This window comes from Candidatus Tenderia electrophaga (genome assembly GCA_001447805.1).
In the GTDB taxonomy this organism is placed as follows: domain Bacteria; phylum Pseudomonadota; class Gammaproteobacteria; order Tenderiales; family Tenderiaceae; genus Tenderia; species Tenderia electrophaga.
Genome location: CP013099.1, coordinates 3,490,477 through 3,502,786 on the forward strand (window position 1 = coordinate 3,490,477; position 12,310 = coordinate 3,502,786).

At 57.5% G+C, this 12,310-nt stretch carries 12 protein-coding genes; 4 read left to right on the forward strand and 8 right to left on the reverse strand.

Annotated features, from left to right (window positions below; translation table 11 throughout):
• Positions 1-71 precede the first annotated feature (71 nt).
• The 7 genes from Tel_15955 to Tel_15985 form a co-directional block, all read right to left on the reverse strand.
• Complete coding sequence (locus Tel_15955) at positions 72-635, reverse strand: hypothetical protein (protein ALP54523.1); 564 nt, start codon at positions 633-635, stop codon at positions 72-74.
• The gene (locus Tel_15960) at positions 632-1,264 is read right to left on the reverse strand and encodes a hypothetical protein (GenBank protein ALP54524.1); all 633 of its coding nucleotides are present in this window, start codon (positions 1,262-1,264) and stop codon (positions 632-634) included. The genes Tel_15955 and Tel_15960 overlap by 4 nt, the downstream gene beginning before the upstream one ends.
• A gap of 324 nt (positions 1,265-1,588) precedes the next feature.
• Positions 1,589-2,749: a transposase gene (locus Tel_15965; protein ID ALP54525.1), complete on the reverse strand. Its 1,161-nt coding sequence runs from the start codon at positions 2,747-2,749 to the stop codon at positions 1,589-1,591.
• Complete coding sequence (locus tag Tel_15970) at positions 2,742-3,590, reverse strand: integrase (GenBank protein ID ALP54526.1); 849 nt, start codon at positions 3,588-3,590, stop codon at positions 2,742-2,744. Before Tel_15970 ends, Tel_15965 begins: the two co-directional genes overlap by 8 nt.
• Before the next feature lie 400 nt (positions 3,591-3,990).
• Complete coding sequence (locus Tel_15975; protein ALP54527.1) at positions 3,991-4,215, reverse strand: hypothetical protein; 225 nt, start codon at positions 4,213-4,215, stop codon at positions 3,991-3,993.
• An 80-nt stretch (positions 4,216-4,295) separates the two neighbouring features.
• Positions 4,296-5,000, reverse strand: coding sequence for an NrdJb (locus Tel_15980; GenBank protein ALP54528.1), 705 nt, complete (start codon positions 4,998-5,000; stop codon positions 4,296-4,298).
• A 27-nt stretch (positions 5,001-5,027) separates the two neighbouring features.
• Positions 5,028-8,312, reverse strand: coding sequence for a ribonucleoside-diphosphate reductase (locus Tel_15985; GenBank protein ALP54529.1), 3,285 nt, complete (start codon positions 8,310-8,312; stop codon positions 5,028-5,030).
• Positions 8,313-8,514: 202 nt separating this feature from the next.
• Here Tel_15985 and Tel_15990 point away from each other — a divergent pair, with 202 nt between their 5' ends.
• Both Tel_15990 and Tel_15995 read left to right on the forward strand, forming a co-directional pair.
• Positions 8,515-8,784 carry a hypothetical protein gene (locus tag Tel_15990; protein ID ALP54530.1) on the forward strand — a complete coding sequence of 90 codons (270 nt, stop codon included), beginning with the start codon at positions 8,515-8,517 and terminating at the stop codon, positions 8,782-8,784.
• Entirely contained in the window at positions 8,784-10,157 is a 1,374-nt protein-coding gene (locus tag Tel_15995; protein ID ALP54531.1) for a serine endoprotease DegQ, read from the forward strand. The genes Tel_15990 and Tel_15995 overlap by 1 nt, the downstream gene beginning before the upstream one ends.
• A 55-nt stretch (positions 10,158-10,212) precedes the next feature.
• On the opposite strand, the gene Tel_16000 is transcribed toward Tel_15995, so the two are convergent.
• Entirely contained in the window at positions 10,213-10,782 is a 570-nt protein-coding gene (locus Tel_16000; GenBank protein ID ALP54532.1) for a 30S ribosomal protein S30, read from the reverse strand.
• A gap of 164 nt (positions 10,783-10,946) precedes the next feature.
• Here Tel_16000 and Tel_16005 point away from each other — a divergent pair, with 164 nt between their 5' ends.
• Together Tel_16005 and Tel_16010 are read left to right on the forward strand one after the other, a co-directional pair.
• Complete coding sequence (locus Tel_16005; GenBank protein ID ALP54900.1) at positions 10,947-11,780, forward strand: hypothetical protein; 834 nt, start codon at positions 10,947-10,949, stop codon at positions 11,778-11,780.
• Positions 11,764-11,955, forward strand: coding sequence for a hypothetical protein (locus Tel_16010; protein ID ALP54533.1), 192 nt, complete (start codon positions 11,764-11,766; stop codon positions 11,953-11,955). Before Tel_16005 ends, Tel_16010 begins: the two co-directional genes overlap by 17 nt.
• The last annotated feature ends 355 nt before the right edge of the window (positions 11,956-12,310 follow it).

Here is a 12,310-nt window from a genome sequence, read left to right on the forward strand (position 1 = left end):
TCCCTTGTCATTTGAACACTCCTTGCCCAGCATTGTCGCTGATTTAAAGTGTCCGTTAAACTTTAGCCATATTATGGTGATACTACCCTGAACCAATCTCGCATCACCTGCTTTGTTCTTTCCATTTCTTCATCACTAATTTCTGTCATGTGGCATATGGTGTTGCGTAGGTGGGCAATTAAACGTGCTTCTTGGACCAAAGCTTTATCTCGCACTATATCTTTGAAATAATCTTTCCAGCAATGATCGATAACTCTTAAAAGCTGCGGATATGTCATTAACGCTGATTTATCTCTAGATCCGAGCGACATCCAGCCCTTTATTTCTTCATTTTCTTCGAGTTTGTCAATCTCCTGCTGGACATCTGGGGGCACTTTTTCCCACCATGTTTCCGTTCCATTTTTTGTTATAGTTTCAACAATAAATTCTCTTAGATATTTCTCAAAAACAAAGAATAATCGATAGGCTTCAGATGCTCTATTGGCTGATTTTACGGCATCAGGAAGTGATGTGGTTAGATCATAATGATCGGAAATCATTAATGGCTTTCCATCTGCGACTTCAGGGATTTCTCCAGTAATTTTTGTCGCAGTTTGTCCAAGCATTAAGAAAAGCGCGAGATTGCCATCATTCATTGTTTAAATACCTTCCGTATGGCATTGAAGATATTCATGTATGTTTCTTCTGTTCCATTGGATGGCAGATGAACTTGGAGATTATAATGAAACTCTGGCTTAAGTCCTTGGCCAATGCCATCTGGACTGACGCCAGGTATAGTGACCGATTCTAATTCCTCTACACCGGTATCCTTTTTCTTATCATCTTCCCTAAGTGTTTCGTCAGATTCAAAGTCTGATAAAGCAATTAGCGCTTTAAATGTGCCAACTATTTTTGTCGTAGTGCCTGTATCTGCACCTGAGACCTGTGCAACCAAACCCTTTAGTTCCGATTGTTGAAGTGAATATGCATTTTCATTTGCATCGAAAAGCGGTTGAAACGCTTCCCTTACTCCTCTTGCGATTTCAATCCCAGCAATATTATCATTCTTTAGTGCAGCATAACGTGACGTGGGTTTTCCACCATTGTCTAAAAACCCGAGTTGCTTGAGAAGATTTATTAAGGGTCTGTCGCCTACTCCTTTTAATCCTATCGTGTGGTAGAGATACTTATGTGTGAATGTTTCCGGTATCTTAGCGGCTTTTATTTTTTCGAATAACTTCCCCACATTCTTGTATGAGGGTAAATACGGTAATTCTTTCGCCATGGCTTATCTTCCTTTTCGAATGGCTAACATCTAAGCATTTATACGCCGTGCCGCGCATGGCGTATAAATGTCTGTTGGACTAAGCCGCGGCGCCACGACTGTCATATATAGGGGATTGTATTTTGTCGGGCCATGGAAACCAAGCCCATTATGTGGTTTTGTTGGGACTCTTTTCAGCTCGATATCGAATTGGCAAGGTAATTTTTCATACGCGACTCGGTCTTCTGGTGATTGAAATGCCGTCTGTTTTGGGTGTTGACGCGTGCAGCCCCAGGGGGCTCTGCCCTGTATAAACATCAGCCGGCTGTAATATTGGGTTTAGGGTTAATCGGTCCCCTCTCGTCGTCGTTGGGGCAACAGCGTTGCAATGATGACAAGTCTTCCGTTTTTGCAGCGTGGGCAGCGACAGACCGTTGCCGCGGGTGGAATAGGCGCCGGGCTGTGAGGACTGTCTTGATCGCGCGTATCTACATCGAGTTCAGCCGTGACGGCCAGGGCGTGCTTGATGGAGTCGGTTCGCTGTTGCCGACAGCGGTTGGCGAGAATGCCGTAATGGCGGATGCGCATGAAGCCGTCGGGCAGGATATGTTGCAGGAAGCGGCGGATGAATTCGCCATGCTCGAGCTGCATGATTTTGTGCTTGTCGTGGTCGCGGTAGTCTTTGTAGCGGAAGCGTACATGCTGGTCATCGCTGTCGATGAGACGGTGGTTATCCATCGCGATCTTGTGAGTGTAGCGGGCGAGGTAGTTGATGATGGTCTCGGGACGCTGGATGTTGGCTTGGGTGTAGACCACCCAGTCGGTCTGCATGAGTTGTTTCAGGGTATCGTTGAAGTGTTTGTCATCCGTGAGGCGATGCAGCGCCTGCGCTTGACGTGATTTCCTCAAGGCATTGACCATCGCGCCTCTAAATTTTCGTGACAGGGCGCGCACCGGGAAGAGGTAGCTGCTCTTGGCCGGGTGCCATTGCTGTGTCTCTTCGTTCCAGGCGCCGCCGGGGATCAGGCAGTGGAGATGGATATGGCGGCTGAGGTTTTGGCCCCAGGTATGGAGGACGGCGATCATGCCGAGGTCGCCGTCGAGCCGTTTGGGGTCGTTGGCGAACGTCTTGAGGGTCGACCAGACGCATTGAAACAGCAGGCGGTAGATCACCTCGGGGTGCAGGTCGACCCAAGGGTTGAGCTGATGCGGCAAGGTGAACACCAGGTGAAAATAGGGCACCGGCAGTAGTTGGGCGGTGCGTTGCCGGCTCCAGGTTTCACTGGCATTGCGCTGACATTGCGGGCAGTGGCGGTTGCGACAGGAGTGGTAGCGGTATTGTTCGAAGTCGCATTGGCTGCAGCGGACCTGTTCGCCGCCCAAGGCGGCGCTACGGCACAACCCGATGCGATGACAGGCCCGGGCCTGTTGTGGGGTAAGCGTATGATGTTGGCGATAGTGGTCCAGATGGGTGGCGAGGATGGATTGCATTGAGACATTACTCATGACCCACCTCCAATCCTTGAATCAGGTCCGTCCCATGAGCTTTGGTGTATTGCGGTACCCAGTGGAGATAGCGCATGGTCGAGTGCAGGTCGCCGTGTCCCAGCATTGCTTTCAGTTGCGGTAGCGGCATGCCCGCCGCCAGCTGATGGGTGGCATAGGCGTGACGCAGGCTGTGGATGCCGCCGACCTTTTCTATTCCCGCCCTTTGCTTGGCTGCCTGAAACACCTTCTGCGCCGTGGTGATACTCAGGCGCGTCAACGGACTGCGGCCATAGAAGAGCCACGTCGTAGGATGGAAAACAGACCAGTAACGGCGCAACAGATGCAGCAACGATTGGGAAAGCAGCACCTGTCGGTCTTTGCCGCCCTTGCCTTGGGTCACGCGCAACAAAGCGCGTTCGCCATCGATGTCACTGACCCGCAGCGCCACTAACTCGCTGACCCGCAGACCACAGCCGTAACAGGTGGTCAACATCATGCGGTGTTTGCGGTTCTCCACCACTGCCAGCAGCCGCGCCACCTCGTCGCAGCTCAACAAGTCGGGGATGCGTTGCTTGCGTTTGGGCGTATTGATCTCCAACGCCATCTCGTCCCAGCCCACCACCTTGAGGTAGAGAAAGCGGATCGCATTCAAATACAACCGGCAGGTCGCCGGTGATAGTTGCCGTTCCTTCGCCAGATAGAGAAAATAGTCCTGCAATTGCGCTGTCGTTAACTGCTCGGGTGAACAGCGGTAATACTTCACCAGCTGAATCACGGCATCCAGATAACTGCGTTGTGTCCGCACCGCAAAACCACGCACCAGCATGGCATCGATCATTTTTTGACGTAGTGGGGTCATGACTTATCTCCTGGGTTAACCCCCGGGATGGGGTGGAGATAAGTATGGAAATTATGGTGCGGTAAATCGAAGGGAAAAAGCCCCGCGTAAGCGGTTTAGTTCAACGTATATTAGACAGAATTAGTAAGTATTGTGCTAGACAGAATCTACCTAGTCCCCCATATCCAAGTGCTATACAGAAAAACCCGCTCTTCAAGCCCACGTGATAAATAATTATGGGAGAGGTTGGAAAGGAATATGATTCCCCCGCAAGATTCTGCGCGAGAAAAAGATTAGAGATGGCGGCTACACACCAATGCCGCGCCCGACCTTGCATAAGTTGACCCCCTCAACCGTTTACTTGGTCATTGCGTTCCATATTCCCAATAGTTGGCCTAAGCGAGATTGCCGCCCTGATGGTTCAGGACAGCACCATCCCGCTGCGCGCTTCGCGTGTGGCGGCATAGCGTACGGGCTTGAGGTCGCGCCATCGCGTCAGGCTGATGTAATAGCGGCCCCCGTTGAGTGGCTGGATGACTACTCCGTTGAGCCGGCCGTATTCGTAGACGCAGCCCCAGGCCCGGATGAAGTGGCCGTCCATGTTGATGTACCAGTCACCGATGACCGGCTCTGAATAAGTCGCCAATTGGAGCCCCTCCTTTGTTGTTGGACCTTGCCGGGACGGCCGCGTCCCGCCCGTTGATTTACCGTTCTAGCCATGGCGTCTTAACCACATTTGGAGTCGCCGCAATTCAGGCAGGTCATGCAGCCGTCCATCTTGATCATGGCCTTGGTGTTGCACTTCATGCAGAGTTGGGCGCCGTCGGGGAATGAGCTGGCGGACTCCTCTTCGGCGTTTTTGACTGAGTCGTCGAACTGCTTGCGCTTTTCCTCCACCAGTTTTTTCTGGTGTTCGTCCAGACCGTCGTCTTTCAGCAGGCCGATCATACGCAGATGCGATTCGATGGCGTCGCCGATCTCGGCCACCAGCGAGGGCATGAACTTGCCGCCCTTTTTGAAGTAGCCGCCGCGCGGATCGAACACCGAGCGCATTTCATCCACCAGAAAGGTAACATCGCCGCCCTTGCGGAACACTGCGGAGATGATGCGCGTCAGGGCTACGATCCACTGGAAGTGGTCCATGTTCTTGGAGTTGATAAAGATCTCGAAGGGGCGGCGCAGTTCGTGCTCGGTGCCCGGATTCAAAATGATGTCATTGATGGTGACATAGAGTGAATGCTCGGACAGCGGTGTCTTGATCTTGTAGGTCGAGCCGATCAACATCTCCGGGCGTTCGACCTTTTCGTGCATCTGGACCACATTGGACTCGGCCGCGATGAGTTCCTGTTGCTTGCTTTCTTCCGCCGGCACCTCTTCCTCGGGCTTGATGACGTTGAAGCCGGTAATTTTCTTGCTGATTTTGATAGCCATGTGTGTTGCTCCGTAAAATGCGTCTGACTAGAACTTGCCGTAATAGCCTTCTTTGAGGGCGTCGTAGAGATTGGCGGCGCTGTGAACTTCACCGTCGTATTCGATCTCTTCATTGCCCTTGAGTTCGACCACCGAGCCGTCGTCCAGGGTGAAGCGGTAGGTGGTGTTGGCCAGATCCTGTTCCTTCACCAGCACGCCCTGGAAGGCCTCCGGGTTGAAGCGGAAGGTGGTGCAGCCCTTCAGGCCTTGTTCGTAGGCATAGAGATAGATGTCCTTGAACTGCTCGTAGGGAAAGTCTGTCGGTACGTTGGCGGTCTTGGAGATGGAGGAATCGATCCATTTCTGCGCCGCCGCCTGGATGTCGACGTGGGCCTTGGGCGAGATGTCGTCGGCGGTGATGAAGTAGTCCGGCAACAGACTGTCGGCGTCTTCGGTATAGGGTGAGGCCTTTTTGTTGATCAGCTCGCGGTAGGCCAGCAGTTCGAAGGAGAACACGTCCACCTTTTCCTTGCTCTTCTTGCCTTCGCGGATGACGTTGCGCGAATACTGATGGGCGAAACTGGGCTCGATGCCGTTGCTGGCGTTGTTGGCCAGGCTCAGCGAGATGGTGCCGGTGGGGGCGATGGAGCTGTGGTGGGTAAAGCGCGCGCCCACTTCGCTCAGCTCGGCCACCAGGTCGGGTTCGGCCTCGGCGACGCGCTGCATATAACGACTGTACTTGGCGTGTAATACCTTGCCTTTGACCGTGTCGCCGACTTTATAGCCGTCGCGCTTCATCTCGGGACGCTTGCGCAGCATCTCGGCGCTGACCTCGAATTCACGCTCCATGATCGGCGCCGGGCCTTTCTCCTTGGCCAGGTCCAGGGCCGTGCGCCAGCCTTCCAGGGCCAGTTCACGGGTGACGCGCTCGGTGAATTTCAGTGATAAGTTGTCGCCGTATTGCATGCGCAGCATGGTGAGGGTGGAACCCAGGCCCAGATAGCCCATGCCGTGGCGGCGCTTGCTCATGATCTCGTCGCGCTGGCCCTCCAGCGGCAGGCCGTTGATCTCCACCACGTTGTCGAGCATGCGGGTGAAGATGCCGACGGTCTGGCGGAATTCGTCCCAGTCGAAATGGGCCTTGTCGGTGAACGGGTCGCGCACGAACTTGGTCAGGTTGACCGAGCCCAGCAGGCAGGAGCCGTAGGGCGGCAGCGGTTGTTCGCCGCAGTTGTGGGCATGCAGGCCGTTGGCATCGAAGGTGTTGATGCCGGGCACCTGCACGTCATACACATCCTCCACGCCGTCGGCCTCGATGCCGGTGACGCGGGCGACGAAACGCTCGCGATTGAGGCGGCGTTGATAATGCGCCAGGCTCGTCTCCAGGCGTTGCGCCTTGTCGCTGTCGGCAAAGCCCACCTGCTCGGCGAAGCTGATCAGGTTTTCACCGCTGACGACCAGTTCGTGCTGGGCTTGGGTGGCGTATGTCGCCATGCCGCCTTTGCCGTCCGGCAACAGTTGCTCGCCTGCGCTGCGACGGTCGCGATAAATGGTGGCGCGCACGCCGAGGCGCAGCAGCATGCGCTGCACCGCTTCCAGGCAGGCCAGGCTGGACTGGGCCAGGCGCACACTGACGCCTTTCTGTTGCGATCCCTGAACCGAGCCGTCGGCATCGAACAGGCCGCGCAGGAAGCCGCGGTGGAAGTCGCTGGAACTCTTTTCCATGGTGGGCGTGATGCGCTTGTCGCCGGGGGACATGCCCAGGTCGGTGGCGAGGCTCTTCAGCGCGCCCAGCGAGAGGCGGTATTCGTTGCGACCGGGCACTGCGTGCCAGCCGCTGAAGTCGCTGCGATGGGGCAGTGTGCGGGCGGCCTGTTCGGCTGTTTCCATGAGCGCGTGGATGCCGTCGCCGAGCCGGGCGGCGGCGCCGTTGGCCACGGCGGCCGGCTGCCAGACCGACAGCACGGCCTTGTCCGCCTTGAGGGTGCCGTCCCCGATCAGCAGTCCGGTGAGGTAGCCCTCTTCAAAGGTATGGGCGCCGTCCCAGCGGGCGTTGTCGCGATGGTCGTTGAGCAATACCCGGTCGCCCGTCCGGAGTTCGCCGGCGGCACACCATTCGGTGTCGCTGCTGTGGCGGGTGAAACGGCTTATGCGGCGCACGCGGTGGTCGGCGGTCAGGCGCAGGGCATAGCCTTCCGCCGTCTGCAGGCGTACCACCGCTTTGGTGGCGGTTTTGAAAAAGCCGGCGGCGCCGCTGGCATGATCCTGGCCGTCGATGCGCGCCACAAAGGGGGTGCCGATGAGGTCGCTGACCTGGCGTGGACCCTGGGCGGTTTGTACCCAGGTATCGGCGGTCACACAGGGATTGGTGGCGCGAATATCCTCGCAGAACCAGTTGTTGTTCTGCTCGTTGACCTTGTCGATGAGGATGAAGCCCGGCTCGGCATAATCATAGGTGGAGGCCATGATCACGTCCCACAGGCGCCGCGCGCGAATGGATTTGTAGACCTTGCAGGCCACCAGGCCTTCCTCGTTGGAGACGTAGTTGTGCTTGGTGGGCCAGTCGCGCCAGACGATCTGGCTGGGGTCGTTGAGATCGAGCTTGTCCAGTTCCACCTCTTTCTCGGTGACCGGGAAGGAGAGGGGCCAGTGATCATCGTGTTTGACCGCCTCCATGAATTCCTGGGTGATCAGCAATGACAGGTTGAACTGGCGTAGGCGGCCCGATTCGCGCTTGGCGCGGATAAAGTCCATGACATCCGGATGGCTGCAGTCGAAAGTGGCCATTTGGGCGCCGCGGCGGCCGCCGGCGCTGGATACGGTAAAGCACATCTTGTCGTAGATATCCATGAACGACAGCGGCCCCGAGGTATAGGCGCCGGCACCGGAGACATAGGCGCCGCGCGGGCGCAGGGTGGAGAATTCATAGCCGATGCCGCAGCCGGCCTTCAGGGTCAGGCCGGCCTCGTGGACCTTCTGCAGGATATCGTCCATGGAGTCGGTGACCGTGCCGGAGACCGTGCAGTTGATGGTGGAGGTGGCGGGTTTGTGCTCCAGTGCGCCGGCATTGGAGGTGATGCGGCCGGCCGGGATGGCGCCGTGGCGCAGGGCCCACAGAAATTTGTCGTACCACTCGTCCTGCTTTTCATTATCGGTTTCCACGTCGGCCAGGGCGCGGGCGACGCGCTGGTAGGTGCCGTCGATGTCTTGATCCACGGCAGCCCCGTCCTTGGCCTTGAGGCGATACTTTTTATCCCAGATATCCGCGGAGGCGGCCTGGAATGCGATTTCGGTAGGATTGATGGCAACGGCTTTCAAGTGAGCGCCTTTCATGCAGTGATGTCCCCTATAGTTATGGTTGTTTCAACTAAAATTCCAACCCACCGTGGCGATGGGGGAGATGTTCGGATGCCCTGCTGACCTTCTGAGGGGGTGACCACAAGATGTTGTGGTATCCAAGAAATTTATGCGCTGCTCGACCTATTGTCAACTGCTTTGCTGAATTTTATTTTAAATACAATTAAAACATTATGTTATGTATATTTTTCTGTTTCCGAAAGCGGTGGACAGGGTTCTGGATAGGCTGTGGATAAAATATGCCAAACACAATATATTGTGTTTCTATATTTGGATAATTTCAGCCAATCAAGGGCTTAGGCACGCCATCCGGCTGGCGGCCCTGTGGATAAGCGGATGTTTTATGATGCCAATGTCCGGCGCATGGCATGCGACGTGCGGCGCGAACGAAACCCCATATCTTGTGTCTTTTAGCGCGTATCGCGCTTCACCGACAAAGGAGGAATAGTGAAACAGCTCGCGATGAAAGGGACCCTGGTGCCGCTGCTTGCCATCCTGTGTGTGTCTCTGGTCCAGGCCGCCCTGCCGGCGCAGGACAGTCAGGGCCGGCCCCTGCCCACCCTGGCGCCGCTGCTCAAGCAGGTCACCCCCGCAGTGGTCAATATCTCCACCCAGAGCTATGTGGCCGAGCGCGACAACCCCTTGCTGCAGGACCCCTTTTTTCGCCGTTTCTTCGGCCTGCCGGAGCGCCAGCCGCGCCAGCGCCGCAGTCAGAGCCTGGGCTCCGGTGTGATCGTCGACGCCGAGAACGGTTACGTGCTCACCAACAACCACGTGGTGGGCAAGGCGAGCGAGATCAGTGTGCAATTGCTCGACGGGCGGGTGCTGGCGGCGGAGTTGGTGGGGGCTGATCCCGAGGCCGACGTGGCCGTGGTGCAGATTCCCGCCGAGGGGCTCACCGCCCTGCCCATGGCCGATTCCGATGTGCTGCAGGTGGGCGACTTCGTGGTCGCCATCGGCAATCCCTTCGGCCTGGGCCAGACCGTCACCTCGGGCATCGTCAGTGCGCTGGGGCGCAGCGGGCTGGGTATCGAAGGTTACGAGGACTTCATCCAGACCGACGCCTCCATCAATCCCGGTAACTCGGGCGGCGCCTTGATCAACCTGCGCGGCGAACTGGTGGGCATCAATACCGCCATCGTCGCCCCGGGCGGCGGCAATGTGGGCATCGGCTTTGCCATTCCCGCCAACATGGCGCGCGCCCTGATGGAACAGCTGGTGGCCTTCGGCGAGATCCGCCGCGGCCGCCTCGGGGTGTCGGGTCAGACCCTCAACAGCGCCCTGGCCAAGGCCTTCGATCTCGATATCAGCAAGGGCGTGTTGATCTCCAGTGTGGAGCCGGGCGCCGCCGCCGATCGCGCCGGCCTCAAGGTGGGCGACGTGGTGGTCGGCATCGACGGCCGTGAGGTGGAAGACACCGCCGACCTGCGCAACGCCCTGGGGGTGCTGCGGGCCGGCGCCGAGGTGGAGTTGGAGGTAATGCGCGCCGGCCGGCTCGAGCGCGTGCGCGCCAAGATCGACGCCCCGGCCCAGCAACAGTTCGAGGGACGGCAGCTGAGCCCGCGCCTGGAGGGTTTGCTGTTGGGCGATATCGGCGAGGATTCACCGCTCTATGGCAAGGTCGACGGCCTGTTGGTGTTGGACGTGGCGCCGGGCAGTTACACCTGGCGCGCCGGTCTGCGCAAGGGCGATGTCATTGTCTCGGTCAACCGCCGGCAGGTGACCAGTCGTGAGGCCATGATTCAGGCCCTGCAGCAATCGCCCAACCGGGTGCTGCTCAATATCCGCCGCGCCAACCGCGCCTTGTTCGTGTTGCTCTAGCCCGACGAAAAAAAAGCCCGCGCGCAGCGGGCTTGGCGGGCCGGATTGACAAGGCTCAGCCGACGATATGGTGTTTGCCGATCAGGCTGACGCTGGTGGCCTTGGGGCCCATTTCGCCGTCTTCTTCGTTGAAGCGGACTTCGGTACCGATCTCCAGCTTGTCGAACTCGCCGTTGACCAGGCTGTTGCGGTGAAAATAGATATCGCGTCCCAGCGGGGTCTCGATACGGCCGTAATCCTCTTCCGGCACCAATTGGCTGACGCGGCCGTGGGGCGGCACTTCGTGCGTCTTGACCTTGCCCTTCTGGCGACGATGGTGCGCCTCCAGTTGGCGCCGCATGGCGTCGAAGGCGTCGCGCACCGCCACGTAGGCATCTTCATGGGCCTGGTGCAGGTCGGACTCACGGCTCACCACCAGCTCCTTGCTCGGCGGCGTGGTGAGATCGATGCGGATCTGAAACAGATTGCCCTTGTGTTTGTTTTGATGCTTGGGTTCGACCACCACACGGCAGCTCATGATCTTGTCGTGAAACTGGTCCAGCTGCTCCGCACGCTTGCGGATGGCGGCCTCCATGGCCTCGGATTTTTCCATGTGACGAAAGGTGATTTGCAAAGGCAGTTGCATGGGGTTCTCTCTCTGTTACTGGGTGGGTTTTATTATTCTTGCTTTTACCTAATGATAGGACTTCGTTGCAAGCGCCGCCAGTGTTTGCGCTATAGGGTATCGGGTTGCGAAAGGCGGACTTTAAAAGCCGGGAGACAAGGATGGAAACCATGACTATGTCCGGGATATGGCGTAGCGCCGGCAATTTGGTGTTCGTGCTGCTGAGCGCCTATGCGCTCATGTGCTTGTATCTCTATTTCAACCAGAGCGGCATGTTGTACCTGCCCGGTTACGGTGGCGCAAACAAGCAGGCTACGCCGGCCGACGCCGGGCTTGTGTACGAGGAACTGCAACTGGTCACGGACGATGCGCTGCAATTGCACGCCTGGTATGTGCCGGCGCGGCAAGCGCGCGGCGTCATCTTGTTTTGTCATGGTAATGCCGGCACCATCGCCGATCGTCTTGCCACGCTTGAACTATTAAACGAATTGGGCTTCGCCGTGTTGATCTTCGATTATCGCGGTTATGGCCGCAGTGACGGCGAGCCTTCCGAACAAGGCACATATCATGACGCCGAGGCCGCCTGGCAATATCTGCGCGCGCGGGACTATGCAGCGGACGAGATTGTCATCATGGGGCGTTCACTGGGGGCGGCGGTGGCGGCCCAGTTGGCCGATCGCCATACGCCCGCGGCGCTGGTGCTGGAGTCCAGCTTTACCTCGGTGCCCGACGTGGCCGCCCAACTCTATCCGCTGTTGCCGGTGCGGCTTCTCAGCCGTTTTAGTTACAATACCCTTGAGCGTCTGCCAAGGATTCAGGCGCCGCTGTTGATCGTGCACAGTCGTGACGATGAAATCATTCCCTACAGTCACGGGCGGCGACTGTTCCAGGCCGCCAATGAGCCCAAGCAGTTTTTGCCGCTCAAGGGCGGTCATAACGACGCTATTTATGTCAGCGGGATCGATTATTATCGACGTGGGCTGGATGAGTTTTTCCAGCGCTATGTCGACGGCGTTTAATGATCCAGGCGTAGAGCGCGACATTGATGATCAGCACGCCAAGCCCCAGCGCGATCTGCAGGGTGCCGGTGAGATGGGCGGGATAGATGACGGCCGCGAGATAATGTTCGATAAAGCTCTCTTCATACTCGGCCGCCCCGCCCATGCGCCGCAGCCGGTTTTCCAGGGGTGTTAACGGACACACGCCGCCGTAAAATTCGATGGCCGCCGCCCACATCACCGCCGGTAGATGCAACCACGCCAGTCGCGGCCGGCGCGCCACCCACAGCGCTCCCAAGACCGCAAACAGAATAAAGCCGAAGTGCAGCAGCATGACCAGGTGGGCGAGTAGATAATAAAGCATGACATGTCCCCGAGCGCGTGTCGCATTATAGCGCGCGCATATGAGCTATGCAGGCGTGCACCGTGGTGCAGCCTGTGTTGTCCGCTGAATATGCCGTCACGTCATTCTCGGTGAGCAGGTGTGCCGTTTTTTTGCGGCGGCCTGGTAACTGTCGTCGAGCGTTCTATAGTTACTTCGTCGACAGCAG

Bases quoted from the DNA above. Each gene is read 5' to 3' on its own strand.
- Tel_15980 (ALP54528.1), bottom strand. From the start codon at position 5,000: ATGGCTATCAAAATCAGCAAGAAAATTACCGGCTTCAACGTCATCAAG.
- Tel_15960 (ALP54524.1), bottom strand. From the start codon at position 1,264: ATGGCGAAAGAATTACCGTATTTACCCTCATACAAGAATGTGGGGAAG.
- Tel_16000 (ALP54532.1), bottom strand. From the start codon at position 10,782: ATGCAACTGCCTTTGCAAATCACCTTTCGTCACATGGAAAAATCCGAG.
- Tel_15990 (ALP54530.1), top strand. From the start codon at position 8,515: ATGTATATTTTTCTGTTTCCGAAAGCGGTGGACAGGGTTCTGGATAGG.
- Tel_16010 (ALP54533.1), top strand. From the start codon at position 11,764: ATGTCGACGGCGTTTAATGATCCAGGCGTAGAGCGCGACATTGATGAT.
- Tel_15965 (ALP54525.1), bottom strand. From the start codon at position 2,749: ATGAGTAATGTCTCAATGCAATCCATCCTCGCCACCCATCTGGACCAC.
- Tel_15970 (ALP54526.1), bottom strand. From the start codon at position 3,590: ATGACCCCACTACGTCAAAAAATGATCGATGCCATGCTGGTGCGTGGT.
- Tel_15955 (ALP54523.1), bottom strand. From the start codon at position 635: ATGAATGATGGCAATCTCGCGCTTTTCTTAATGCTTGGACAAACTGCG.
- Tel_15985 (ALP54529.1), bottom strand. From the start codon at position 8,312: ATGAAAGGCGCTCACTTGAAAGCCGTTGCCATCAATCCTACCGAAATC.